This window comes from Aliiroseovarius sp. F20344 (genome assembly GCF_023016155.1).
Classification (GTDB): Bacteria; Pseudomonadota; Alphaproteobacteria; order Rhodobacterales; family Rhodobacteraceae; genus Aliiroseovarius.
In genome coordinates this window covers 200,631-225,627 of record NZ_JALKBG010000003.1, presented here as the reverse complement: position 1 = coordinate 225,627, position 24,997 = coordinate 200,631, and the positions used below count along the sequence as shown (strand labels likewise).

25 protein-coding genes are annotated in these 24,997 nt (G+C 56.4%); 15 read left to right on the top strand and 10 right to left on the bottom strand.

Going from position 1 to position 24,997, the window contains the following annotated elements:
• Positions 1-10 precede the first annotated feature (10 nt).
• Both MWU55_RS01600 and MWU55_RS01595 read right to left on the bottom strand, forming a co-directional pair.
• Entirely contained in the window at positions 11-301 is a 291-nt protein-coding gene (locus tag MWU55_RS01600; RefSeq protein WP_246933951.1) for a DUF1330 domain-containing protein, read from the bottom strand.
• Between the two features lie 2 nt (positions 302-303).
• Positions 304-984: a GntR family transcriptional regulator gene (locus MWU55_RS01595; RefSeq protein WP_246933950.1), complete on the bottom strand. Its 681-nt coding sequence runs from the start codon at positions 982-984 to the stop codon at positions 304-306.
• Between the two features lie 101 nt (positions 985-1,085).
• Between MWU55_RS01595 and MWU55_RS01590 the strand changes: the two genes are divergently transcribed.
• The 6 genes from MWU55_RS01590 to MWU55_RS01565 all read left to right on the top strand — a co-directional run bounded on the left by MWU55_RS01590 (position 1,086) and on the right by MWU55_RS01565 (position 7,954).
• The gene (locus MWU55_RS01590; protein WP_246933949.1) at positions 1,086-1,688 is read left to right on the top strand and encodes an amino acid synthesis family protein; all 603 of its coding nucleotides are present in this window, start codon (positions 1,086-1,088) and stop codon (positions 1,686-1,688) included.
• A complete protein-coding gene (locus MWU55_RS01585) occupies positions 1,660-2,472 on the top strand; it encodes an alpha/beta hydrolase (RefSeq protein ID WP_246933948.1) in 813 nt (270 codons plus the stop codon). Before MWU55_RS01590 ends, MWU55_RS01585 begins: the two co-directional genes overlap by 29 nt.
• A complete protein-coding gene (locus MWU55_RS01580) occupies positions 2,465-3,382 on the top strand; it encodes a flavin reductase family protein (protein WP_246933947.1) in 918 nt (305 codons plus the stop codon). The genes MWU55_RS01585 and MWU55_RS01580 overlap by 8 nt, the downstream gene beginning before the upstream one ends.
• A 2-nt stretch (positions 3,383-3,384) precedes the next feature.
• Positions 3,385-4,437, top strand: coding sequence for an LLM class flavin-dependent oxidoreductase (locus MWU55_RS01575; protein ID WP_246933946.1), 1,053 nt, complete (start codon positions 3,385-3,387; stop codon positions 4,435-4,437).
• 1 nt (position 4,438) lies between these two features.
• Entirely contained in the window at positions 4,439-5,902 is a 1,464-nt protein-coding gene (locus tag MWU55_RS01570; RefSeq protein WP_246933945.1) for an aldehyde dehydrogenase, read from the top strand.
• Positions 5,903-5,977: 75 nt separating this feature from the next.
• Positions 5,978-7,954 carry an FAD-dependent oxidoreductase gene (locus MWU55_RS01565; RefSeq protein WP_246933944.1) on the top strand — a complete coding sequence of 659 codons (1,977 nt, stop codon included), beginning with the start codon at positions 5,978-5,980 and terminating at the stop codon, positions 7,952-7,954.
• A gap of 55 nt (positions 7,955-8,009) precedes the next feature.
• On the opposite strand, the gene MWU55_RS01560 is transcribed toward MWU55_RS01565, so the two are convergent.
• From MWU55_RS01560 to MWU55_RS01535, 6 genes are all read right to left on the bottom strand, one after another.
• The gene (locus tag MWU55_RS01560) at positions 8,010-9,410 is read right to left on the bottom strand and encodes a TRAP transporter large permease (protein ID WP_246933943.1); all 1,401 of its coding nucleotides are present in this window, start codon (positions 9,408-9,410) and stop codon (positions 8,010-8,012) included.
• Positions 9,410-10,033, bottom strand: coding sequence for a TRAP transporter small permease (locus MWU55_RS01555; RefSeq protein WP_246933942.1), 624 nt, complete (start codon positions 10,031-10,033; stop codon positions 9,410-9,412). The genes MWU55_RS01560 and MWU55_RS01555 overlap by 1 nt, the downstream gene beginning before the upstream one ends.
• Before the next feature lie 70 nt (positions 10,034-10,103).
• Positions 10,104-11,114: a C4-dicarboxylate ABC transporter substrate-binding protein gene (locus MWU55_RS01550; RefSeq protein WP_246933941.1), complete on the bottom strand. Its 1,011-nt coding sequence runs from the start codon at positions 11,112-11,114 to the stop codon at positions 10,104-10,106.
• A 112-nt stretch (positions 11,115-11,226) separates the two neighbouring features.
• Positions 11,227-12,519 (bottom strand): sigma-54 dependent transcriptional regulator, encoded by a 1,293-nt coding sequence (locus tag MWU55_RS01545; protein ID WP_246933940.1) that lies wholly within the window; start codon positions 12,517-12,519, stop codon positions 11,227-11,229.
• Positions 12,516-14,231: an ATP-binding protein gene (locus MWU55_RS01540; RefSeq protein ID WP_246933939.1), complete on the bottom strand. Its 1,716-nt coding sequence runs from the start codon at positions 14,229-14,231 to the stop codon at positions 12,516-12,518. The genes MWU55_RS01545 and MWU55_RS01540 overlap by 4 nt, the downstream gene beginning before the upstream one ends.
• Before the next feature lie 58 nt (positions 14,232-14,289).
• The gene (locus tag MWU55_RS01535; RefSeq protein WP_246933938.1) at positions 14,290-15,546 is read right to left on the bottom strand and encodes an FAD-dependent oxidoreductase; all 1,257 of its coding nucleotides are present in this window, start codon (positions 15,544-15,546) and stop codon (positions 14,290-14,292) included.
• Positions 15,547-15,851: 305 nt separating this feature from the next.
• On the opposite strand from MWU55_RS01535, the gene MWU55_RS01530 reads away from it, so the two are divergent.
• From MWU55_RS01530 to MWU55_RS01520, 3 genes are all read left to right on the top strand, one after another.
• Positions 15,852-16,436 (top strand): sigma-70 family RNA polymerase sigma factor, encoded by a 585-nt coding sequence (locus tag MWU55_RS01530; RefSeq protein ID WP_246933937.1) that lies wholly within the window; start codon positions 15,852-15,854, stop codon positions 16,434-16,436.
• The gene (locus tag MWU55_RS01525; protein ID WP_246933936.1) at positions 16,433-17,068 is read left to right on the top strand and encodes a ChrR family anti-sigma-E factor; all 636 of its coding nucleotides are present in this window, start codon (positions 16,433-16,435) and stop codon (positions 17,066-17,068) included. Before MWU55_RS01530 ends, MWU55_RS01525 begins: the two co-directional genes overlap by 4 nt.
• A 180-nt stretch (positions 17,069-17,248) precedes the next feature.
• Entirely contained in the window at positions 17,249-17,764 is a 516-nt protein-coding gene (locus MWU55_RS01520) for a fasciclin domain-containing protein (RefSeq protein WP_246933935.1), read from the top strand.
• 119 nt (positions 17,765-17,883) lie between these two features.
• Here the strand turns inward: MWU55_RS01520 and MWU55_RS01515 are convergent, their stop codons facing one another.
• Positions 17,884-18,609, bottom strand: a complete 726-nt coding sequence (locus MWU55_RS01515; RefSeq protein WP_246933934.1) for an SDR family NAD(P)-dependent oxidoreductase — start codon at positions 18,607-18,609, stop codon at positions 17,884-17,886.
• Complete coding sequence (locus tag MWU55_RS01510) at positions 18,606-19,376, bottom strand: DUF1365 domain-containing protein (RefSeq protein ID WP_246933933.1); 771 nt, start codon at positions 19,374-19,376, stop codon at positions 18,606-18,608. Before MWU55_RS01510 ends, MWU55_RS01515 begins: the two co-directional genes overlap by 4 nt.
• Before the next feature lie 125 nt (positions 19,377-19,501).
• On the opposite strand from MWU55_RS01510, the gene MWU55_RS01505 reads away from it, so the two are divergent.
• From MWU55_RS01505 to MWU55_RS01480, 6 genes are read left to right on the top strand one after another with little or no spacing between them, the layout of a single operon-like run.
• Positions 19,502-20,845: an FAD-dependent oxidoreductase gene (locus MWU55_RS01505; protein ID WP_246933932.1), complete on the top strand. Its 1,344-nt coding sequence runs from the start codon at positions 19,502-19,504 to the stop codon at positions 20,843-20,845.
• On the top strand, positions 20,784-21,941 hold the full coding sequence (locus tag MWU55_RS01500; RefSeq protein ID WP_246933931.1) for a cyclopropane-fatty-acyl-phospholipid synthase family protein: 1,158 nt from the start codon (positions 20,784-20,786) through the stop codon (positions 21,939-21,941). Before MWU55_RS01505 ends, MWU55_RS01500 begins: the two co-directional genes overlap by 62 nt.
• Positions 21,934-22,428, top strand: a complete 495-nt coding sequence (locus MWU55_RS01495) for a chalcone isomerase family protein (protein WP_246933930.1) — start codon at positions 21,934-21,936, stop codon at positions 22,426-22,428. Before MWU55_RS01500 ends, MWU55_RS01495 begins: the two co-directional genes overlap by 8 nt.
• Positions 22,428-23,654, top strand: coding sequence for an MFS transporter (locus MWU55_RS01490; protein WP_246933929.1), 1,227 nt, complete (start codon positions 22,428-22,430; stop codon positions 23,652-23,654). Before MWU55_RS01495 ends, MWU55_RS01490 begins: the two co-directional genes overlap by 1 nt.
• Entirely contained in the window at positions 23,651-24,211 is a 561-nt protein-coding gene (locus tag MWU55_RS01485) for a DUF3833 domain-containing protein (RefSeq protein WP_246933928.1), read from the top strand. Before MWU55_RS01490 ends, MWU55_RS01485 begins: the two co-directional genes overlap by 4 nt.
• Positions 24,212-24,244: 33 nt before the next feature.
• Entirely contained in the window at positions 24,245-24,961 is a 717-nt protein-coding gene (locus MWU55_RS01480) for a hypothetical protein (RefSeq protein ID WP_246933927.1), read from the top strand.
• Positions 24,962-24,997 lie beyond the last annotated feature (36 nt).

Sequence of the window (24,997 nt, the reverse complement as noted above, 5' to 3'; positions counted from 1 at the left end):
AAGCGGTTCCTTAATTGTCCAACGCTTCGATAAGGGCAATGTCTGCGTCGCATGCTCCGGCCCGTTTGGCACGGGCTGTTCGGTATTCTTCTGATTGGTAACAGGCGCGCGCTTGGTCGATGCTATCAAACTCAATGATGACACGTCGCTGCCAATCGGTGCCCTCAAGAGTTTCCGCCTCGCCACGCGCCAGAAAACGGGCACCAAACCGCGCAAAGGCTTCCGGAGCGACGGCCTGATATCCCTGATAGGCTTCGCGATCGGTAACCGTCACATTGGCAATCCAATAGGCTTTAGGCATCGTTACTCATCTTCTTCGGCCAACAGGCGTTCGGCAATTGCGGTGGTGTCATTCAGATGGTTCTGCACAGCCGTTTCAGCCGCATCCGCATCGCCCGAGACAATCGCCGCGCAAATTGCTTGCATGTGCTTCAAACCGGGCTGTGCGCGATCAGTTGTCGCCAGCGTTAGCATGCGCAACCGGCTGATCCGCCCATTCAAGCGCTGTACGATGGTCCAGGCAATATCCTGACCTGCACCCTCAAAAATCTCTGCGTAAAAATCAGCGGTGGCGCGAAAAAGGCTTCCGGGAACGGGATCATCGAAAGCCAGTTCAAGTTGCTGCAACGCGGCCTTGAGCGTTTTCTTGCGATCAGGCGTGATCCGCAAAGCGCAGGTGCGTGCTGCCGCTGTTTCAAGCATGCGTCGGATCTCGTAAATCTGCTTGGCATCGTCCCACGTCATTTCCGCGACGATGGGACCGCGACCCGGAAGTATCTCGACCAGACCTTCGGCTTCCAGATAGCGAATAGTCTCGCGGATAACGGTGCGGCTCACGCCGAGTTGTTCACAAAGCGGGCGTTCAACCAGCCGTTCACCGGGCTTGAAGTGCCCCTCAATGATCGCATCCCGCATGCGGTCTTGAACAATATCGCGCAATGTTGCGGGGGGCTGCGTTATTCTTGAAAGCACGGGTTTGTTCATGCCGGATGGATACCAGTCGCGCGGTGTGTGGGCAAGGAATTATTGACATACAAGATTATGGTATACCATGATACGGCGACTGAGTCGTAGTGAGGTGCATCATGCCCGCAGAAATCCGCAAAACCCTTTTGCACGTTGAAAACAACCTGATCGAAGGTGGGAAAGTCGCAGAAACGCCGCTGACCATGATTGCAGCAATTGCTGTGATCCGTAACCCGTGGGCCGGGCAGGGCTTTGTCGAAAACCTGAAGCCAGCGATCCTTGATTGTGCGCCGGGGTTGGGGCAGTTGCTGACAGGTATGGTCCTTGATGCCGCGGGCGGCGGGGACAAGGTCGAAGGGTATGGAAAATCGGCCATTGTTGGTGTGAACGGGGAAGTCGAACACGGCTCGGCCCTGATCCACACGTTGCAGTTTGGAAACTTCTACCGCGAGGCCGTGGGGGCGAAGTCCTATCTGTCTTTCACCAACACGCGCGGTCCGGCGAATGCGTCGTTGCAAATTCCTTTGATGGACAAACATGATGCCGGGCGTCGTAGTCACTACCTGACCATCCAAACACAGATCGCCGACGCCCCCGCACCGGATGAAATCGTCATAGCGCTGGGCGCGTCCATCGGCGGTCAACCCCATCACCGGATCGGAGATCGCTATCAGGATCTGAAGGAACTGGGTCATGATGTCGACAACCCTGCAGCTGTCTAAGCCCTACGGTGAAGTCACGGCGCAGATCGCTGGGTCAGATGATCCTGTGGTTTTGGTTCATGGCGTCGGCATGCAATCTGCTGCTTGGGGTCCACAGATCGAGCATCTGTCGAGCACACATCGCGTTGTTGCGGTGGACATGCCGGGACATGGCGGCAGCGATCCTCTATCCAAAGACGCGCAGCTTCCCGATTTTGTGGACTGGTTGAAGGCGGTCTTGCGGGCGCTGGATCTTGGTCCGGTTGCCCTTGCAGGGCATTCGATGGGGGCGCTGATTGCAAGCGGCCTTGCGATAACACATCCCGATTTGGTCACCCGTGTGGCGCTACTTAACGGAGTTCATCGTCGCACCGATACTGCACGCGCAGCAGTTATCGCACGTGCTGATGAAATCCGTGGCGGCGGGTATGATCTGGAAACGCCCCTAACCCGTTGGTTTGGTCAAAGCGCGGAAGACCAAGCTGCGCGTGCTCAGGTCTCGAACTGGCTGTCAGATGTTGATCTGGATGGATACGCGACAGCCTATAATGCCTTTGCACGCGGTGACGCGACCTATGCGGATCGAATGGGTGAAATCATGTGTCCGATGCTGGCGCTGACGGGCGACGGGGATCAAAACTCGACCCCTGAAATGGCCAAAGCCATGGCCGAAGAAGCCGTGAATGGTCGGTCTGTAGTGATTGAAGGGCACAGACATATGGTAAACCTGACGGCACCAACGCTTGTGAACGCTGCCTTGTCCAATTGGCTTAATGCCCCAATCGTAGGAGATCGAAATGTCTGAGATCGACCCGCGCGCCCTGCGCAATGCATTTGGGACCTTCATGACCGGGGTCACGGTTGTGACCACGCATGATGCATCTGGGCAGCCAATTGGCTTTACCGCAAACTCGTTCACCTCGGTTTCGCTCGATCCGCCATTAGTGCTGGTCTGCCTTGCCAACAGTTCGCGTAACTTCGCTGCGTTCAACGCGGCTGAAGGCTTTGCGGTGAATGTGTTGGCCGAAGATCAAATGAAGGTGTCTAATACTTTCGCAAGCCCGGTTGAGGACCGCTTTGCCACGGTTGATTGGACATGTGGCCCACAAGGGTCCCCCATCTTTTCGGGTGTTGCAGCTTGGTTCGATTGCTCGATGTTCAATCGGGTGGACGCCGGGGACCACCTGATTTTGATCGGCAGGGTGGAAGCCTTTGATACAACAACACACCCCGGCCTTGGATACGCCCGTGGGGCCTATGTCACCCCTGCCGCGGAGGCTGAGGCCGTCACGAACAGCGCCGACCTGATGATTTCCGCTTTGATCGAATATGATGGCAAGGTGCTGTTATTGGGTAATGAAGATGGAAGACTGACCCTTCCCGAAAGCAAACTGGGCCGCAGCGGAGCAACCGAAACGCTAAAGCGCCTGATTTCGGACGTTGGCGTCGAGGCCGAACCCGGATTTGTCTATTCGGTCTACGAAGATGAAGCGCGCGAAACGCAACATATCTCGTTCTTATGCCAAGCCAGCCGACCGACCAGTACCAAGGGCAAGTTTACCGACCTTGGTGAAACCACTTTGATGAGCGTCGCAGATCCGGTGATCTGCACGATGCTGGATCGGTTCGCGCGGGAAAATCGCATGGGGAATTTCGGGGTTTATTACGGCAATCAGATAAGCGGCAAAGTGCGTCCGCTGACAACAGAGGGGTAGTCATGAAGTTCTCTCTTTTCGCGCATATGGAACGGATATCGCCCGATCAAGACCAGAAGCAGCTGTATGATGAGTTCATCGAGCTCTGCAAAATTGCTGACGAGGGCGGCATGCATGCCATCTGGACGGGTGAACACCATGGGATGAATTTCACCATTGCACCCAACCCATTTCTGAACCTTGTCGACGTCGCAAATCACACAAAGAATGTGCGCGTTGGGACCGGGACTGTGGTGGCTCCGTTCTGGCACCCTATCCGGTTGGCGGGTGAGGCGGCGATGACCGACCTTATTACGAATGGCCGCCTTGACGTAGGGATCGCGCGCGGGGCCTATTCGTTCGAATATGAACGCTTGATGCCAGGAATGGATGCGTGGGAAGCAGGACAGCGGATGCGCGAATTGGTTCCTGCAGTGAAGCAGCTTTGGAAAGGTGACTACGCCCATAGCGGCGAGTTCTTCCAGTTCCCAAGCACCACATCAGCCCCGCAGCCGATGCAAAAAGACGGCCCTCCGATCTGGATTGCCGCACGCGATCCGAACAGTCACGAATTTGCCGTCTCGAACGGATGTAACGTGCAGGTGACCCCGCTTTGGAACGGCGAGGCCGAGGTGGAAAGCTTGATGCAGAAATTCAACGATGCCTGTGAAAAGTTTTCCGAGCATCCTCGTCCAAAGATCATGCTTCTTCAGCACATCTATGTTGCTGATAGTGATAAGGACGCCAAGCTTGGCGCAGAGGAACTGAACCGTTTTTACTGCTACTTCGGTGCTTGGTTCATGAACAAGCGCGATATATCGCAAGGCTTAATCGACCCGCTTTCGGAGGAAGAGATCGCTTCACATCCGTTCTATTCGCCAGAGGCAATGGAACGCGATTTGGTGATTGGCACACCGGAAACGGTCATCAAACGTCTGAAGAAATACGAAGAATTGGGGTATGATGAGTATTCGTTCTGGATCGACAGCTCTATGACTTTTGAACGCAAGAAAGCGTCGCTTGAGCGGTTTATCAATGAAGTCATGCCAGCATTCGAACAGGGGCATGGGGGGTAAGATGCAGATCTTTCAGCACTATATTGGTGGTCAGTTTTCGGATGGCGCGACGCAATTTGAAAGCCTCGATCCAGCCACGGGGCAGGTATGGGCGCTGATGGCAAATGCATGTGAAGATGATGTGAATGCTGCCGTTCAAGCAGCGCAAGGCGCGTTCCTTTCTCCTGAATGGGCAGGAATGACGGCAACGGCGCGGGGTAAATTGCTTTCGACACTTGCGGACCTAGTGGCCGAGAACGCTCAACGGCTGGCCGAAATCGAAACCCGTGACACCGGCAAGATCATCCGGGAAACCAGCGCGCAGATCGCTTATGTCGCCGAATACTTCCGCTATTTCGCGGGACTGGCGGACAAGATCGAAGGCGCGCATCTGCCGATCGACAAACCGGATATGGAAGTCTGGCTGCGGCGCGAACCGGTTGGTGTCGTTGCAGCAGTTGTGCCGTGGAACTCTCAGTTATTTCTGTCTGCCGTAAAGATCGCCCCTGCCTTGGCGGCGGGTTGCACGGTGGTTCTGAAAGCATCCGAAGATGGCCCCGCACCTATGTTGGAGTTCGCCAAGATCTTTGATCAGGTTGGCTTTCCCAAGGGCGTTCTGAACATCATTACAGGGGGGCCGGATGCTGGAGCTGCTTTGACACGCCATCCGAAAGTTGACCATGTGGCGTTCACAGGTGGGGCGGAAACGGCGCGCCATATTGTTCGTAACTCGGCCGAGAACCTTGCCACTACGTCGCTCGAGCTTGGTGGCAAATCCCCCTTCATCGTGTTTGACGACGCGGATATCGAAAGCGCGGCAAATGCTCAGGTGTCGGGCATATTCGCCGCAACGGGGCAAAGCTGTGTAGCTGGTTCACGCTTGCTGGTTCACGCGTCGATCAAAGACGAGTTTCTGGCCTGCCTGAAGGCTAAGGCAGAAGCGATTGTGATTGGCGCGCCCGATGATATGGCGACCGAAGTTGGGCCACTGTGCACGATGCGTCAGCGTGAGACTGCGAAAGATCTGATCGCACGGTCGTTGGACGTAGGAGCGAAACTGGTGACCGGAGGCGTGGCGTTGGAAGGCGATGGTTTCTACTTCCCGCCGACTATTATTGACTGCGCCAACGCGCCGGACGCGCCCTGTTTAAGTAATGAGTTCTTTGGTCCGGTTCTGTCTGTACTCAGCTTTGAAGACGAGGCAGAGGCAATCGAAATGGCCAATGATACGGAGTTCGGATTGGCTGCTGGTGTGTTCACGCAGAACCTGACGCGCGCACATCGTATGATCAATGCCATTCGGTCGGGCATTGTCTGGGTGAACACCTACCGCGCCGTCAGTCCAATCGCGCCATTTGGTGGCTATGGCTTGTCAGGTCACGGTCGCGAAGGTGGGCTGCAGGCCCTGCTCGACTACACGACGATCAAAACCGTCTGGCTGCGCACAAGCGATGATCCAATTCCGGACCCGTTCATTATGCGTTGACAGTTCGGCGATCACGCAGAAACTGATCGCAATGATCTCAGCCACGGTGAGTTGCGATGGATTGGAAGGACCCAAATGAACGATCCCGCTCTTGAGCCCTTGGTGCTTCGCCATTGCACCCTGCGCAATCGTATTGTCTTTGGGGCGCATACCGCGAATATGTCCCGATTGGGCCTGCCAGCAGAACAGCACCTGCAATACTATCTAGAACGCGCGCGCGGTGGCGCAGGCATGATTGTGGTCGAGCCTATGCCGACGGACCAATACGCAGTTCTGACCCGGGGAAATTTTCGGGTTGATGACGATGACGTTATCCCCGGCTTTCAACGCCTCACCGAAGCATGCAAAGCAGAAGGTGCGGTTATACTTCAGCAGCTTTACCATATCGGGCAGCACGGCGATGCGGACCTATCCTATGCACCGAACGTGTCGCCCTCTGGGCAGCCCAGCTACCATGACAGTGACGGCAGTCATGCCTTGACGGATGCCGAGATTGAGGAGTGTATCGCTGGGTTCATACGCGCGGCGGTGCGCTGCCAAAAAGCAGGGTTTGACGGGGTTGAGATTTGGGCCGCATATCATTCGCTGATCGAGCAGTTCTGGCGCCCTACATCGAACACGCGAACAGACCGTTGGGGTGGATCGTTGGAAAGCCGGCTAAGGTTCGGATTGCGTATTCAAGACGGCATTCGTAAAGCCTGTGGCGAGGATTTCATCATTGGCTTGTCGATCAGCATCGCCCCCAGCGAACCGGTTGCGTTGTCGGTCGAACAACTGGTGGATATCGCGAAAGTGCATGATGCAACGGGTCAGCTTGACTATGTGACCTGCGGGTCTGGAAGTTATCTGGAATTCGATAAAGTGATGCCCAGTTTTGTGTATGGCGAGAAGCTGAGCGTCGACGTCACCACTCAGCTCAAGGCCCAGCTCAAGACCGCACGCGTTCAATCTGAAAGCCAGATCAGAACGCCGGATAACGCGCGCGATGTGCTCAGGGCGGGTCAGGCGGATCTGGTGTCGATTGTTCGTGGTCAGATCGCGGATCCACATCTGGCACGCAAGATAACCGAAGGTCGTGATGCAGATGTTCGCGGCTGCATTTCGTGCAATCAAATGTGTTGGGGGCGTCGGTCCCGCGATTACTGGATTTCGTGCCTTATCAATCCATCAGCTGGCCGCGAATGGGAATGGGGTGGCGAGCCGCTTAAGTCCTCGTCTGATCCGAAAACAGTTTTGGTCATTGGCGCAGGGCCAGCTGGCTTGGAAGCCGCCAGAGTCGCGGCAGAACGTGGTCACACGGTTACCATCTGCGAGGCGGCACCGCTAATTGGAGGGCAATTTCGACTGGCTGGGCTGCAACCCCGTCGCGGTCAGATCCTCGAACTTTTGGATTGGTATGAACGGCAACTTGAACAACTGGGTGTCGACGTTCGGCTCAATCACTTCATGGATGCGGACGACATTTCAGCCTTTGCAGCGGATGAGGTTGTGGTTGCAACCGGGTCCTTACCTGCGAACACTGGATGGCAGCGCTTTCGCCCTGAGATTTCAGAGCTTCCGGGGCTGGAACAGGGAAACGTTGTCTCGGTCGAAGAGGTGCTGCGTCGCGAAGTTCCAATTGGCCAGCGCGTGGTGATTTTGGATGAAGGCGGCAACTGGCGGGGTGTAGGTACAGCCTGGCATCTTGCGGAAAAAGGGCATGACGTCACCATTGTCACACCTGATGCGCTGGTGGGCAAAGAATTGATCCGCACCACGGCAGATCACCGCGCCCGCAAAGCCCTGTCGGGCTACGGTGCGCGCTTCCAAACAGAAACCGTGATCGACAGATGGGGGGCAGAAGGGGCCACGGTAAGGTCGTTGTTGAATGACGAAAGCCAGCTTGTGCCAGCGGATACACTGGTCCTTGCGACGACGAACACTTCGTTCACGATGGTCGCCGACGACTTGCACGAGGCCAAGTCGGAGTTTCATCAGGTCGGCGACTGCGTTGCCCCCAGACAAGCGCCATTTGCATTCTACGAAGGGCGAAAGATTGGGCTGAAACTTTAGTTGCTAAGTCCCAGGCTCTTCCTTGTTGTCCGAATTCTGTCTGTTTGGCACCAATTCACGCCAGGCTGGGCAGCCAAAGTACAATGGCCGGGAACGCGACAAGCAGGGCGATCGTAATGGCATCTGCGATGAAAAACGGCGTCACGCCCTTGAACACATCCTGCACGCTTAGATCGTCCCGAACGCCTGCCACCACAAAGCAGTTTAAGCCGATGGGTGGGGTGATCAAACAGAACTCGGCCATCTTAACGACGAGTATGCCAAACCAGATTGCACACATAGGCCCTGACATGCCGAACGTGCTGTCAGCGGCGCTGACGAACTCTCCGCCGTTTAGGGCCATCACGGCGGGATAGACAACGGGGAGTGTCAGAAGCAGCATTCCGATAGCATCCATAAACATTCCCAGCACCGCATAGGCCAGCAAGATGCAAACAAGGATCAACATGGGCGACATCTCTAAGGACGTGATCCAGTCCGAGAATGCGCTGGGCAAGTCGGCAAATCCCAAGAAGCGCACGTAGACCAGAACGCCCCAGATGATGGTAAAGATCATGACGCTTAGCTTGGCGGTTTCCAGCAATGCCTCTTTCAATTGCGCCCACCGCATGCCGCGATAAAGCGCCATTAGAAAGACCACGAATGCTCCGATTGCGCCGCCTTCTGTTGGGGTGCCCCAAGCGTCGCCTCCAAACGGGTTGTAGACAAAGCAAATGATCGTCACGACCACGAAGACGATGGGCAGGGCTGGTGGAAGCGAGACCAAGCGCTCTTTCCACGTGTAGCCCGTCACCGGCGGGCCAAATCCTTTGATCACCAGAGCCATCCCGATGATCAAAAGACCGTAGATCAAGGCCGAGAACGCGCCGGGGATAAATCCAGCCAGAAGCAGTTTTCCCACGTCCTGTTCAACGATCAGGGCGTAGATCACAAGGATCGCGGATGGCGGGATCAGAGAGGCAAGCGTGCCACCTGCCGCCACGACCCCTGCTGCGAACCTTTTGTCGTATCCGATCTTCAACATCTCGGGAATTGCGATGCGCGCAAAAACTGCCGAGGTTGCGACCGATGCCCCAGAAACGGCAGCGAACCCGGCCGTTGCAAACACCGTCGACACGGCAAGTCCACCGGGCACCCACGCAATCCAGCGCTTTGCAGCTTCGAACAGTGCTTTTGTAAGGCCCGCGTAGTAGGCAAGGTATCCAATTAGGATGAAAGTCGGGATCAGGGACAAGGCCTGACTGGAGACTTTGGAGTGTGGCACCTGACCTGCGGTTTTGACCGCAACGCCAAGCGCCCATCCGAAATCATCAAGCCCATAGTCCTTTTTGGCCCAGAAAATCCAGACAAGACCGATCATCCCAGCAAGAGCCGCTGCAAACGCCACGCGCATCCCAAGGAAGACCATGATCAGGAGGCCACCAGTGACCCAAAGTCCGATTTCGATAGGTTCCATCAGCTTTGCTCTTCCAGTTGGTTGGCTTCCATCTGCGCCTGTGTGGCGGCGTCAGCGGGTAGCGGGATCGCAATCGGGTTCCCGGTTAGAATGGCGCGAAGATAGGCCCAAACCTGAAGGCACAACCGCACACACAGGATACCAAATGCCAAGGGTGCCATCAGCTTCGCGGGCCAGATCGGCAGCGCAATATCCATCGAGCTGTCGCGACTCCACATCGGAGCGCCGAAATCGAAACTGCGTTGGAAATGCGCCCATGATCCCCAAAGCATCAGGATCATCAAAGCGAGAACCGCCAATGTTGTGATTAACTCGACGGTGAACAGCGTTCGGCCCTTAAGTCGACCCACAACAATGTCCATGCGAATGTGCCCGCCTTCGCGCATCACAAACGAAATTCCCATGAAGGCAATCAGCGGCATGGCCTGTTCGATCCAATCGACATAGCCCGGCAGTGGGGAACCCAGCGCATTGCGGCCTCCAACCGAAACCACTGCAAGGATCATCAGCGAAAAAACAGCCAGCCCGCTGATCAGGCAAAAGGTGCGTTCGATACGTAAGAATGCACGATCAATTCTGCTGAGGAGGCTGTCGTCACTCAGCACAAGGGATGCGGTCGCCATGGATGCCTCATGCGATGAAGAAAGGGATGAGCCCGCGCCAAGACCGGTGCGGGCTCATGGGATCTACGGGTTATTGCCCGTCTGCGATCATGCCGGTGACGAGGTCGTACAGCTCTTGTGCAGGCAGGCCTGCGGCAGTGTTCTGTTCGATCCATGCAGCAGCGGCAGGGGCAGCGGCGGCTTCTTTGAAGGCTGCAATCTCGTCGTCCGAGAATGTCACAACCTCGATGCCGCGCTCTTCAAGAGCGGGGCCCCAGGCATCCATTGTCGCGCCGTTGTAGTTGGCCAGGTAGTGATCCATAGCTTCGTCGATCGATCCCATAAGGGCGTCGCGATGATCGTCGCTAAGATCAGCCAGCGCATCTGAGTTGACCACAACCGGGCAGTTCACCGTGCCGGGGTTCAGGTTCGACGTCCACCAGGTGGCATTCTCGATCGTGCCATAGGACATATGCGCATGGGGCGCAAAAGCTACGGCCTTCACAACGCCGCTGTCCATGGACTGACGAACTTCTGACGCGGACATAGAGGTCGGAACGGCGCCAATGGTCTCCATCGCTTTCCCGATGCCACCAGTGGCCCGAACGCTAAGTCCTTTGAAGTCACCCAGCGACGCAGGTGCGTCACCGCCACCTACGATATTGTACTGCGGCAAGGGCGATGGCATCAGCGGCGTTGCATTCCAACGTGCAAGATCGGCAACGGTGGCCGGGTGCTTATAGACAGCCATCGAGAGAGCCACTTCTTGCTCAAGTGAGCTTACGCCAAGGAAAGGCAGCTCAAGTACAGTGATCGAAGGGTTTTTGTCGCGGTGATAGCCGGCGCAGAACTGCGCCATCTCAAACGCGCCGATCGAGATACCGTCGAGGTTTTCTCGGTTCTTGCTTAGGCCGCCATATGACAGATTCAGCGTGAACTCGCCCCCGGTTTTTTCCGACACCAGTTCAGCCAGTTTTTCGACGTGTTCAGTGAAAGCGCGGCGTTTGCCCCACAGGGACACGTTCCATTCCGTGGCCAGCGCTTGTCCTGCAAAAGTTGCGGCGATGGTGGCGACAACGGCACCGTTCAGATATTTCTTCATGTCTGATTTCCTCCCAGAATTCATTATGGAGTGAGTAAACAGCATCTGAAGGTAAATGCGTATGAAGAAAACTGCCGGGGTGGTGTGGGCTGCCCTGCGGATTTCCGCAGGGCTATAAGAGCGCGTCTTTATCGAGACCCAGTTTGACAATTTTTTCGTTCAGGGTACGCCGACCAATACCAAGTGCCGCAGCGGTGTCGTCCATTCGGCCCGCGTGCTGTTGGATGGCTTTGCTGATCATCTGACGTTCGAACGCCGCAACGGCCTCGCGCAGACCGGGGCGATCTGTCGGATCAAGCGCCGCCCCTGAAAGTGCTTCCCGCATGGTTCCAAGACCCTGCTTGGCCATCATCACACACCGTTCTGCCACCTGCCGAAGCTCGCGCACATTGCCGGGCCAGTTATGCGCGATCAGCGCCGATGTGTCCGCATCCATCAATTCTGGTGCCGGGATCTCGTACAGCGCGGCGAAGTCATGAAGGAACCGAACAGCCAGCAGAACCACATCGTCAGGACGCGCCCGAAGAGGGGGCAAGTGCAGAGAAAAGCCGTTCAACCGAAACATCAGATCTTGGCGCAAACGGCCTTGCGCCACCGCGTCTTGCGGGTCTTCGTTGGTGGCAGCGATGATGCGCAGATCTATATTCTCCGGAGTTCCTAGCGCGGCATCCAGAACTTCCCCTGCATCTGCGAGCCTTAGAAGCACGGGTTGAAGATCAGGTGGGCATGCGCAGATTTCGTCTAAAAACAAAGTGCCGCCCGCCGCGCTGCGCGCCAGATTGGGCAGGTTCTCGGCATTGATTTGCGCTGCGTTCACGGCGACGAAAGGGGCGTCACACCGGGACGATAGGTCATGAATGGCCCGTGCAACAAGATCTTTTCCAGTGCCGGTTTCGCCCTGAACCAAGACCGATGTGTTGCTAAGGGCGACCATCGCAATTGCATCCCTTAGCCGCTGCATCTCGGGCGTTTGCCCCAGAAGCACGCGGTCCAAACCAGAAAGCTGGTGTAGGCGCTCCTTGAGCCGATCGTTGCTTTGACGCATTTGATACTGCTCGGCGGCGTGGGATAGGATCAGAAGCAAGCGCTTGGGATCATACGGTTTTTCAACAAAGCTATAAGCGCCGTGGTTCATCGCCTCGACGGCTGTTGGGATATCTCCGTGGGCAGAGATCAGAACAATTGGCGGGGCCGCGTCGAGGCTTTTCAGCAGATCAAGGCCTGTCATGCCTGGCATGCGCACGTCTGACAAAATGACATCCGGCTGGAATTGTGCAATCCATCTGGCTGCATCTGTGGCCCGCGCCAAAGGTTTGGCGATCCAACCCGAGGCTTCTATCAGATCGACCAGAGAATTCCGCATCAACCTATCATCATCAATGATCAACACCCGGAAGCTGGTCATATCTCCGCCTCGTTCTTAGGAAGGCTAACACGGAAAGCCGCGCCGCCATCGGGCCGGTCCTTCGCGGTGATCGACCCATTGTGATCAGACACAATCCCTGCCGAGATTGTTAGCCCCAATCCCATACCTTCGCCGCTTTCGCGTGTCGTCGTAAAGGGCTCGCGCAGGTCGTCAAGGGAATGATCCCCCAGCCCGTGCCCGGTATCCGCGACCTCGAACCAAACGGTTTCAGGCGTGTCCCCCATCGTGATCGTTACGATCTTTTCATCCTGCTCTTCCACGGCATCAAGCGCATTTCGAACGATGTTGGTCAGCACCTGCTCAATTCGCAATTTGTTTGCGCAAAGCATCAGCGCATGCTCGGGGCCTTGTACGTCAATCGTTGCTGCACGGGCATGAATGCTCGGCTCCAACAAGGTCAGCGCGTCTTGTGCTGCGTCTTTCAGATCAAACACTTCAAAGCTGTCGCGTCCCTTGCGGGAGAAGAATTTTAACTGCCGCGTAATGCTTTCCATGCGTGCCACCAACCCCTGCATCTTTTCGTTCAGGGTTGTGGGGCCATCGGTCATTTCCGACGCCGCCAACTGGTTTCGCATGGCTGCTATAGGCTGGCCCAATTCATGTGTGACGGATGAGGCAAGCTGCCCAAGTGCGGCAAGCCGGCCCGCGCGCTCAAGCTCGGTCTGGGTCTTCTGCAGTGTCCGCTCGGCGGTGCGTCGTTCTTCGATTTCCACAGCCAAACGCTCGTTGGCCAAACGCAGCTCTGCCTCTTCGCGTTCGGACGCAAACAGTGCGGTGCGCACCCGGCGTAACCGGCTAACTTGCCACGCACTGAAGCTCAACAAAACAAGCGCTAGGAAAGTGCCTGTTGTCAGCCAAGCCCGCGTTGAAGCCGGATCATCTGGCACAAAGAAGTGAAGTGACCAGCCGTTGGGCAGATCTGAAGTGCTGAGATACAGAAGTTCCTTATCTCCAATTCTGGCGGCTTGTTGCAGGGTGTTTGGCGACCAATCCAGCGAGGCCAGCAGTTCGTTCCCAAACTGGCGTGACTGCATGATGTTTTCGCGTTGAGTTGCAGTAAGGCGTGCGAGCGTTTTGTATCGCCAGCTTGGTTCCGAGGCCAACAGGACCACCCCGTCCGCATTGGCCAAAATGATCCGTTCGCCCGAGGCTTGCCAATCATCCTGCAACCGCGACAAATCAATTTTGATCGCAACAACCCCAGTGGCATCCGACTGGGGTCGGCGCACAGCCATCGCATAGAAGTAACCGGGAATGCCTGTGGTCGCGCCGATCCCGTAGAACTCGCCCAGTTCCCCCCTTTGAGCCGCTTGGAAATAGGGCCGGTACGAGTAGTTCTGGCCTTTGAAGCTGCGTGGACTTTGTGCATTGGATGCGGCAATGGTCAGCCCGTCGCTGTTCATTAAATAGATCGCATCAAGGCCTGCGCTATGTGCGAAGCGCGCCAGTCTTTTGTCCAACGCTTCGATGGATCCATCAGAAAGGGCACGGACCACCATAGGATCCAGCGACAAAAGAAAGGGCAGGTGCGCGAAGTGGCGCAATTCGCTTTCAAGTGTGCTGCGATAAAGCGACAAACGTGCCTCTGCTTTCGCAATTTCCTGCGATTTGAAGTAGGTGAATGACGCCCAATGAAGCCCTGTAGCCAGAAGCGCAACTGCCACCAATAAGATCGAATAAATCGCACGCATGCCTATGACTTGACGGGAACCAATAGAAAAATCAACCTGCCGGATCTTTAAGTTCGTGTCACCGGAACCTCTGCGGCGCAAAACTGTCGATGTCACAATGTGGGGGCCTTTGTTGGACCAGATCCGTCACGATTTTCCCGGTTACCCCACCAAGCGTTAGGCCGATATGTTGGTGGCCAAAGGCATATATCATTCGGTCTGAGGATGGGGAGGCCCCTATCACGGGCAGTGCATCCGGCAGTGTAGGACGATGCCCCAACCACGTGTCATCGGGGGTGCTAAGGTCACCGAACATCTCATGCGATTTTCGAGTCAGGTACTCGATGCGGCCATGATTGAAGGGGGCGTCGATGTCATTGATCTCGACCGTTCCTGCAATGCGCAATCCCTGCGCCATTGGGGTGGCATAAAACCCGGCTTCGGCCCAGCCGACGGGACGGGATAAAAGCTCTGCGCGGTTACGATACAAGATGTGATAGCCGCGCTCTGTTCCCAGCGGCAAAGATTCCGCTCCGGTGCCCTGTATCTGCCGCGATCGCGCGCCTGCTGTTAGTATGAAATATCGACCACGAAGCTCGGATCCATCGCTGAGCCACGCCGTAACGCCGTTCGGATCTGGCTGGCAGCGATCAAGCCGCGCTGGAAGATACGTGCCGCCCAATGCCTCGAACCGGCGCAACATACGAGTCACAAGCTCTTGCGGATTGGTAAGGTGGCGCGCACCCTTGAAATTCAGTCCACGATAGATGGGCTGTCTCAGGTTGGGCTCCAGCGCGCGCACCTCATCCGGGGAAAGTTCGTCAAAATCCACACCCTGTTCCCGGCGCATGACATTGCTTTCACTCGCGCCTTCGTATCCGGCACGGGACGACCATACGTACAGGCAGTCATTGCTCACGATCAGATCTTCTGCATTGGCTGCGGATATCAGAGGGTCAAGACCGGCATCTGCGTGGGACAGGAATTCTCCCAAAGCTTCGGTGATGTGCCGGACCCGAGAGGCACGGCAGTTGTTCAGAAATGACAGCATCCAACGCGGGTTCTTTATCCCGTGTAGAAGGTTGAAGCTTAACGGGCTGTCTTTGCTGAGTAGCAATTGAGGCAAGGACCTAATGATTGCCGGGCTGTTGACCGGAATGCAGGCATAGGTGGCGATGGTACAAGCGGACCCGTAGGTTGTACCTGATCCCGGTGGATTTGGATCGCAAACTGCGACCTTCAGCCCTTCCATCTGTGCATAAAGCGCGGCGGACATACCTACCATGCCAGCCCCAGCGACAATCAGATCGAAATCGGCTTGCGGTTTCGTCAGCATTATTGCTCCTCGGCAGTGGTGCATTAGATTGTAGCGGGGATGATCGCCATGGTTTTCTTGGTACGATGGGCATGGCCAAGTGTTTGTCAAGTTTAACGCAGGCAGGTCCGAGTGGCTGGCGCGTGCAATTTCTGGACATCTGCCAGGCGGAAATAAATGGCAAAAAAACACCCCGAAATAAGTGTTTACGAGAAAATCGCGGCAGCTTACCGTGAAATTGTGATCCAAATTTCACAGGTCTGCGTAACTAAGATATGTTGACACAGACCTTAGATAGCCCGAGCAGCGCAAGAAGCGTACGCGTGATGCCTCGCCAAGAAAGAGAGCCTGTGTCGCAGAGCAAAACTGACTATTCGCAACAGACCATGTGGATGCTGGCCGTTCGGGACAACCGAGATCGCACAGCCTTTGCTGCTTTGTTCGACCATTTCGCACCGCGTTTGAAGGGCTTCATCATTCGTTCTGGGGCGTCGGCGCATCAGGCTGAAGAGATCGTTCAGGACGTGATGCTGACCATCTGGCGCAAAGCATCGATGTTCGATCCTCACCGTGCGCAGGTCTCGGCCTGGATTTATCAGATCGCACGCAATCGTCAGATCGACATTGCGCGGAAAGAAAACCGGCCGATGCCGGAAGAGCTGAAAGAAGAGCCGGGCATGGAACCGGACGCCAGCCAGATACTGGGCCTTGAACAAGAGGCCGGACAGTTGAAACAAGCCCTCGCCAATCTGAAACCAGAGCAGCGAGAGATCATCGAGAAGGCCTATTTGGGCGAGCTGACACATCAAGAGATCAGCGCCCAGACCGGGCTTCCTTTAGGAACCATTAAGTCACGTATCCGGCTGGGGCTGGAACGTTTGAGACACGAGTTGAAGGACCTCAAACAATGAGTGCCATAAACCATCACGTCCCCGACGCCATGTTGGCGGCTTATGCAGCAGGAACGCTTCCGCATGCGTTTGCTGTGGCCGTGGCCAGCCATGTGTCGCTGTGTCCGAAGTGCCGCGTGGCGCTTGAGGCGCATCAGGCTGTCGGTGGGGCCGTATTGGAAGATACCAACGCTGTGGCGGTGTCATCGTCGCTTAAGGACAGCATCCTTGCGCAGTTGGACAATCCCTTTACGCCGGAACCTGTCTTTGAACGGAACGGGATCTATCCCGGCCCGGTTATGGAAGCCATGCAAGGCCGCGCGCCCAAGTGGAAGAAATTGGGCATGGGCGTTCGGCAGGACATCCTGTCATCTGATGCCCATGGCTCTGTCAGGCTTTTGTACATCCCATCTGGCCAAGCCGTTCCGGATCACAGCCATAACGGGCTTGAGATGACGCTTGTCCTGCAAGGAAGTTTCAGTGACGAAACCGGCCGTTTCGGTGTGGGCGATATTGAGATTGCCGACGAAACGCTGGAACACACGCCGGTTGCCGATCCGGGTGATGCATGTATCTGCCTTGCTGCTACGGACGCGCGATTGCGCTTCAGTGCGCTGATGCCGAGGCTACTACAACCGCTGTTCCGGATCTGATATTTCCCACATCGTAACACCAAAATAAACCACCGATTTTCGGTGGTTTATTTTTTATTATCAATAATTTAGATCACGAATACGTGAGGAAGTCATCCAACGAAAGTGCTGCCTCGTAACCCTTGTACGAACACGAAATCAAACCGCGCTACACGCGCTTACCGACATGGAGTTCTTACAATGAAATCGAAATTCAAAACCGCCTTCGCTGCTGCCGCACTCAGCATTTCCGCCGTTTCTGCCCACGCAGATAACATCGTCGAGATTGCTGCCGCTGACGACCGTTTCTCGACCCTCGTTGCCGCTGTGACTGCTGCTGGTCTGGCCGAGACTCTTTCTGGTCCGGGTCCGTTCACTGTTTACGCTCCTGTAAATGATGCCTTCGCCGCGCTGCCAGAGGGCACTGTTGAGACGCTGCTGAAACCTGAAAACAAAGGCCAGCTGACCAATGTGCTGCTCTACCACGTAGATGATCGCAAACTGATGGCTGGCATGATCCCCGCAGGCTCAAACTACTTCAAACCAATCCTAGCCAGTGAACGCCTGTGCATCACAGCAGGTTCAGACGGTGTGAAGATCGCCGATGGCACCGGCGAGATGGCAAACGTGGTGATTGCAGACATCAAAGCCGACAACGGCGTGATCCATGTCATCGACAAAGTGCTGCTGCCCGGCAAACGCCCTGCCTGCCACTAATCCCCCTGCTTCGGCCCCAAAGGCCGAAGCACTCCCCCAAGGGTCGACGCCTTCTATTCTGAAGTGCGTCGGCCTTTTTTGTAGGTGACTGAGGTTCTTCGATTGAAGAGCCGACGCTCTTACTTCCCGCGATACACGAGAATGTCTGGTAGGTATTCCACGCAGCGGATCGCCCAAGAAAACGGTGCAGGAAAATCCGTGCGAAACCGGCGCTTTCGCATGGCAGACAACACACGCTCTGCTGCGGCTTCGGGCGTCATCAGCATCGGCATGCGAAAGCTGTTCTTCTCGGTCAGGCGGGTCTTGATGAAGCCGGGATTCACCAGACGTACAGTGACGCCTGTTCCCTTAAGGTCAAAGCGCATGGTCTCGGCCAAGCTGACCAGTGCTGCTTTGCTGGCTCCGTAGCCGATTGCAGCGGGTAATCCGCGATAGCCCGCCAAAGATCCAACCAGCGTGATATCTCCCTGTCCGTTCTGCACGAAGCCAGGCACGACTTCCCCCAACACGCGCAGCGCGCCGGTGAAATTGACATCGCTCATCCGAAGTGCAGCATCGCTGTCCCATTCGGTGGCACGCATAGGCTCATAAGCGCCCGCGTTGTAGATCACACCATCGAGCAAGCCGATGGTGGCGGCGGCATTGCGAACAGCATCCGTGTCGGTCACGTCCAGTGGCACCACTTGCGCGTCATTCAAGTCGCCACGCAACTGCTCAAGACGATCAGCATTGCGCGCGGACAGGATCACGCGCGCACCTTCTTCATCCAGCCGTTTTGCCAAAGCCCGTCCCAAGCCTTCGCTGGCCCCGATGAGCCAATAGGTTTTGCCGGAAAAATGCGTCATTTTTCAGCTCCGCGCAGATCTCGTCCGTCACTGACAAGGTGTTCAGGTGGATTTTGTTTTTTCAAGAATGGTGCACGTTTGAAGTATAAGATCGCAGCCTGCCAATGGATCAGCGCCAGAACCCTTGCAGCCCCCAATGGGCGACGGATCGCAGCCCAAGCCAGCGATCCGCTGGTTGCAGGGCGGCGGTCTCCGGCCAAGGTGGCCAAGACTCCATGATCGCCATTCTTGAATGAGATGCGAATGTCGATCTTGTCGTCGGTCATGCCGAAATTGAATTCGTAGTGACCGGCGATCTTCTGGAAAGGTGAGACATGCATGAGCTTCTCTGCAATCAACGTGTCGCGTTTCTGGATGGGGGCAAAATCCTCTCGCGCGCAGAAATAGCAGTGCCGCTGCCCAAAGGTGCTGTTGACCTCGGCTACAAAAGCGCGCGGGGTGCCGTCAATCAGCGCAATCCAAAAGCTGACCGGGTTAAAATGGAACCAAAGGAAACTGGGCTGGGTGAGCAGCAGAAGTTCAGCGTTCTCCGTCTTCAGCCCGCGCTCCTTAAGAATGGATCGAAACCATTCCACGCCGCGCCCATTGTCGCGGGTGCCGCCATGGCGGTAGTCCCACAAAGACCACAGGTTAAAGCGATTGCGAGAGATCAGACGCGGGGCAACCGGGCCAAGATCCGTCAGCACGTAGTCCACCCCATAGGTGAACGCGTTCTTAAGCGCTCCACGGCGTGCGTGGTGGGTTTGGGCCTGAATATGTTCCAGCATCATATGACCTCTACGCGTGCGAGGGGTGTTTGGATCACTTTAGGTGAAAGTTATTCCAAACAAAAATGATCCAGATGCCAAGGCCTTACGTAATCGCTTCATACCATTCTAAAGGCGAGGACAGCATGTACGATCAAACCCACGGCCCCCGCAAAAGGATCGCCATCGTCGGCGGCGGCATTTCGGGGCTTTCTGCCGCTTATTACCTTGCGCCTTTTCATGATGTCACTCTGTTTGAAGCGGCACCCAGGCTGGGCGGTCATGCGCGCACGGTGATGGCGGGCAAGAATGGCGATCAACCGGTCGACACGGGCTTTATCGTTTTCAACTACGTGACCTATCCTTTCCTGACACGGTTGTTCCGCGACCTTGATGTGCCGGTGATCAAAAGTGAGATGAGCTTTGGCGCCAGCATCAATGATGGTCAGCTGGAGTATGGACTGAACACACTTGGCGCCATCACGGCCCAAAAGGGCAACCTGCTGCGCCCCCAGTTCCTAAAAATGATTGCCGATATCGTTCGGTTTGGGAAACGCGCTGAAGCCGCCGCCAAGGATGATGAGAAAACCATTGGCGAACTGGTGGAAGAGCTGGGATTGGGAAAGTGGTTTCGCAATAACTACCTGATGCCAATGTGTGGCGCGATCTGGTCAACGCCTGTTGCCGAAGTGGACCAATTCCCTGCGAAATCTCTGGTGCAGTTCTTCCGCAACCATGCGCTATTGGCCGGGGCGGGCGAACACCAGTGGTGGACCGTCAAGGGCGGCAGCATCGAATATGTCCGCAGGCTTGAGGCCGCGTTGGTCGCGCGAGGCTGCGAAATTCGCACGAGCACCCCTGTTAAGCATGTGCAGCGTGACGACTTTGGCGTTCACATCCATACCGGCGACGCGGAACTTTCGACTTTCGACGAACTGATCCTTGCGTGCCATTCTGATCAGACATTGAAGATCCTGGGCGAAAACGCCACCGAAGTTGAGGCCGCTGCCCTTGGAAGCATCCGCTATCAGCCCAACACAGCGGTGCTTCATTGCGATACTGGGCAGATGCCAAAGCGCAAAGCCTGCTGGTCAAGCTGGTCCTATCGGTCACAAGAGGGCGATATCGGAGTCACCTATTGGATGAACAAGCTTCAGGCCATCCCTGAAAACGATCCGCTGTTCGTCACTTTAAACCCCTCTAAACCTATCCCGCAGGATGCGATCTATGACGAGGTCGAGTTCCAGCACCCCGTGTTCGACAAGGCTGCCCTGAAGGCTCAGCAAGATATTCGTCAGATGCAGGGCCAGAACCACACGTGGTTTGCCGGCGCTTGGAACCGGCATGGGTTCCACGAAGATGGCATCGCCAGCGCAATGCGTATCGTCCGCGCGCTTACCAAAAGTCACCAATTTAAAGGAATGGATCATGCGTTTCACGAACAAAGCCCTGAAGTCGAACTTTCTGTCGACATGCGAGCGACTGCGTGAGGGGCAACTGACTCTGCGCACGCCCGAGGGCGAACGCTATCATTTCGGGACGTCCGGACCCGAGGCCGAAATGGTCATTCGCGACTGGTCCGCCGTATCGGCCATGGCCGCGCATGGACAGGTTGGTCTGGGTGAAACCTATGTGCAGGGAATGTGGGACACGCCCTCTGTCGAAGGACTGATGGCTCTTGCGATGAACAACCGCGACCACCTTGGCGCCTATGATCAGGCTAGCCCGTTTCACAAGGCCAAGTTCAGGCTGGTTGATACGGTGATGCGCGCCAATTCACGTCGCGGATCTCGTAAGAACATCCGGTCCCATTACGATGTTGGCAACGAGTTTTATGCGCTTTGGCTTGATGATGGCATGACCTATTCATCCGGCCTGTTCGACGATGGCGACAACGATCTTGCGCGCGCGCAGACCCGCAAGAACGACCGTGCCTTGTCGCGGTTGGGCGACGGCGAGCGGGTGTTGGAAATCGGCTGCGGTTGGGGTGGCTTCGCAGAGCATGCCAGCCAAGAAGGCCGGGATGTCACGGGCGTGACCATCTCGCGCAATCAGCACAGCTATGCCGAATGCCGCCTTGATGGGCGCGCCGATATTCAATTGCGCGACTATCGCGACATTGACGGAAAATACGACAACATCGTCTCGATCGAGATGATCGAGGCTGTGGGCACGCGGTATTGGCCCAGCTACTTCTCGACCCTGAAACGCAGCCTTGCCGAAGGTGGGCGCGTGATGTTGCAGGCGATCACCGTCAAAGACAGCTTCTTTGAGACCTACAAAACCTCGTCCGATTATATCCGCCAATATGTCTTTCCCGGCGGCATGCTGCTTTCCGACAGCGTGATTGCGAAACAAGCCAATGATGCCGGACTTGCGGTGCGAGACAACTTTGCTTTTGGACAGGACTACGCACAAACCTGCCGGATCTGGGCCGAACGCCTGTCTGCGCAAAAACGCCGGATTTCTGAAATGGGATACAGCGAAAGCTTCTTCCGCAATTGGCAATATTACCTCGAGATTTGCGCAGCCTCGTTCGCCGTCGGCCACACGAATGTGGTCCAAGTGGAGCTGACCCATGCGTAGCTCTCTTGCTCTCCTTTGGCTTCTTCTGGCTCCCGTCGCTGCTCAGGCCAACACGGTCGAATCCGCGCTGCCTGATGCAGAGCTGAGGGGGGCTGCGACCTTCCGATTTGTGGGCTTCCCGCTTTACAAAGCAAGGCTGTTCACCCAATCCGGCGCGCCTTTGGACTGGAACAAAGATTTCGGGCTTGAACTGCAATACATGCGCAACCTGACAGAGTTCGATCTTGTGGAAGGCACCATGCGCGAGTTTGCACGGTTGGGATCTAGCGTTCCAGTCCGCGGCCAACTTGAAATCTGCTTTGACGATGTGCGCAAAGGGGACCGCTACACGGCTGTGTCTCAAGGCCAGAACAAGATTGCATTCTGGCTGAATGGCAAGCGCACCTGCACGCTCTCGCACCCTCAAATCAAAACCCACTTCATGGGCATTTTTCTGGGCGACAAGACCCGCTCGAAATCCTTCACCAGTAAACTGAAGGGCGAGTGATGTTGTACCCGCGTGTCAGCCTTTATGCCTTGATGCTGGCAGCGGCGGGCATTCCGCTTTACATTCATCTGCCGCGTTTTGCGTCGCTGAACTTGGGCATTGGCTTAGGCGCTGTGGGTACAATTCTTCTGGTGATCCGCCTTGTTGATCTGGTTCAGGATCCGCTGATCGGCTGGGCCATCGATCGTTGGCCGAACGCTCAAAGTGCCTTTGCGGTCACGGCGGCCATCGGACTTGCGATAGGCTTTCCACTTTTGTTTGGCTTGAACGCGGGCCCAAATGTCGTTGCCCAAATCATCGCAATTCTTGTGCTGCTCTTTTCTTCCTACAGCCTCGGTATGATCTTGCTTTACGCTCGCAGTGCGACACTCGCTGCCACGCCGACGCCACGCGCCATGATGACCTTGGCCGCCTTCCGCGAAGGCGGGATGCTGACCGGCGTGGTTGTCGCGTCGATCGTGCCAACAATCTTCGTGGCAATGGGGGCAAGCGCACAGGGCTATCCGGCCTTTGGTCTGTTTCTTGGCGCGCTTGCGTTGGTATGTGTCGCCATTTCTTTCCCGATCTGGCGGCGCCAGCCCATTCCGGGTCAGCCCCTTTCACTGGGTGGCCTCAGCCAGTCCGGCGCGTTGCGTCTGTTGGTACTGGCATTGGTCAACAGCCTGCCTGTCGCCATCACATCAACCCTGTTTCTGTTCTTCGTCGAAGATCGCCTGCAACTGCCGGGCAAGGCCGGGCCGCTGCTGATCCTCTTCTTCCTCAGCGCGGGTCTAAGTCTGCCGCTGTGGACACGGACAAGTCATCATGTGGGGCCGAAACTCACGCTGCTGATCGCCATGCCACTTGCCATTCTTGGCTTCGTTGGTGCGGCGTTTCTGGCGCCCGGAAACCTTGTTGGGTTTGCCTTGGTCTGCATCGCGTCTGGTGCAGCACTTGGGGCTGATATGGTAATCCTACCAGCCATGTTCTCGGTCGCATTGAACCGTGCGGGGCTGGAGCCGTCTCTGGCTTTCGGCATTTGGTCTTTCGCCGGAAAGCTTGGCCTTGCGCTGGCAGCCTTCCTTGTCCTGCCCCTGCTTGAACGCAACGGGTTCGCACCTGGCGCGCCCAACAGTGCCCAAGCGCTGACCACTTTGAACATCTCGTACGCTGTCATTCCCTGCATCCTGAAACTTGGCGCAATGGCCCTTGTCCTTGCGCTCCCCTCTGAGGGTCAAACCACATGAAACTCCTGACCATCCTTCCCCTGCTGGTGCTTTTGGTGATGTTTGCCAAATCGCTGTTCCTGAGCTTCCGCGCGCAAAGCCCGGGGGACTATGCAAGCACGGATCCCGCCTTTGCGCTGAAAACGCACCTGTCAGGCCCAATCCTGTCCGAAGGATTGATCTATGGACCGACGGGCAAAGTGACCAACAGCTTTGTCGCGAAGATGGTGGGTGAATGGGACGGTGACACCGGAACGCTGAGCGAGGATTTCACCTATTCCAACGGCAAGCAGCAGAGCCGCAAATGGTTCCTGAAAATGGGGGAGGGCAACACATTCACCGCCACGGCCGATGACATTATCGGAGAAGCGCGCGGCATCGTCTCGGGATCAACCATCAAGATGGAATACACCATTGTGCTGCCCGAAGAGGCCGGTGGCCACTCCTTGTCCGTGACCGATTGGCTTTATCTGACGGAAAACGGCGTGATCATGAACAAGTCCGAGATGCGCAAGTTCGGCATCAAGGTAGCCGAGCTGATTGCAACGATGCGCCCGGATGGCGTTGCACAGCAGTAATCGCGTTTCATCCAAACACGAAAGACCGACGGCATGACAAGGAATACTCCCTTTCTCGCGATCGCAGTTTTGGTGGCAACGGTGGCCTTTGCGCTGTCCCCATTCCTAACCCGCGACTTTGCGGGCTATCGGCCCGAGCAGTTCCCCGTCGTTTTGGAGTTCTGGCCTGTCCAACCCGCAGGATGGGCGTTCAGCATTTGGGGCGTGATCTACATCTGGCTGATTGCAGGCGCGGTTTGGGGCGGGCTCAACGCCTCACATGACCCTCATTGGCGAAAGATGCGAACGCCTTTGCTGATCAGCCTTGGCCTTGGCACTTTCTGGATCACAGCTGCGAACGCTGCGCCAGTTTTGGCGACGGTCATGATCTTTGCGATGGCAGTCTTTGCAATCGTTGCCATGCTGCGCGCCGGGTATGAGGACCGCGTTTGGCAGGTCCGTCCGGTGGCGCTTTATGCTGGCTGGCTGACGGCGGCGACGGGGGTTGGGACTGGCGTAGTTCTAAGCGGCTACGGCGTGTTGTCAGCTCAGGCCGCAGCATTGACGATGCTAGCGGTCGTCTTGCTGGCTGCTCTCGCAGTCCAGTCCTGCAGGCCTTCAGAATGGGCTTACCCAACAGCCATTATCTGGGCCCTTTCCGGGGTGATTGCAGCAAACGTTCCAACAGGAAATTGGCCGGTCATAGCGCTGTCAGCCGCCGGCATCGCGGCGCTGACCGTTGGCTTCGTATTGCAAAGGCGCAAGCGTTAGCCGCGACGAACCGCTCGGATGAACGAGCCACGAACA